Genomic DNA, 776 nt, shown 5'->3' on the forward strand with positions numbered 1-776 from the left:
TTTGTGGGTTACCCAGAGCAGTTCCGCCGGCCAGCGGTGTGCCCAGTCGGGTGGGTCGGTTTCGTTGTAGCCGTTGGGTGTTCCGCGTTCGGGCCGCGGCTCGATGAGGTCGTCGATGACGAGACCCGCGCCGCGCAGGACCCTGACCCAGTCGCCGTAGGTGAGCTGATAGCTGGTCGCGCCGTCGTCTTCGGCGATGGTGTTCAGTCCGAAGTAGTCCTGCTGCAGCGTCGTGGTCACGCGGCCGGCGGCTTCGTCGTAGCAGGCTTCGAACCATGGGCCGGCGACGTTGAACACCAGGCGCCCGCCTCGGTCCAGGACGCGTGCGGCCTGTGGGACGGCCAGGTGCGGGGGCGCCCAGCTGAGCCCACCGAAGTCGCAGAACACCAGGTCGAAGCTGTCGGCGGCGAAGGGGAGTTGTTCGGCGGCGCCTTGCACCAGCGGGTAGCGGGCCGCTCCCATCGCGCGGGCCGCTGCGGCGAGTTGGGCTTCGGACAGGTCGAGCCCGACCACGGTGGCGCCCTCGGCGGCGAGCGCCCTGGACCACTGGCCGGCGCCGCAGCCGAGTTCGAGGACGCGCTTGCCGGTGACGTCGCCGAGGGCGTGCAGGTGTGCGTCGGGGATGGAGTACATGCCCCACAGCCGGGGTGTGGCGCCGATGCGCGGGTCGTGCTTGTGCTGGTAGGCGCCGCTGATCCGGTTCCAGAGCCGCCGGTTGGCGGGGATGCTGTCCACGTGCCGACTCCAGCACTGCCTGCCGGGGAGGGTCAACCCGA

At 70.6% G+C, this 776-nt stretch carries 1 protein-coding gene; it reads right to left on the reverse strand.

Features of this window, described 5'->3' with window-relative positions:
- Positions 1-735: class I SAM-dependent methyltransferase (locus tag AQJ66_RS36630; protein WP_061931269.1), on the reverse strand; the 735-nt coding region annotated here is incomplete at its 3' end.
- Between the last annotated feature and the right edge of the window lie 41 nt (positions 736-776).

The sequence above is a fragment of the Streptomyces bungoensis genome, from assembly GCF_001514215.1.
In the GTDB taxonomy this organism is placed as follows: Bacteria; Actinomycetota; Actinomycetes; order Streptomycetales; family Streptomycetaceae; genus Streptomyces; species Streptomyces bungoensis.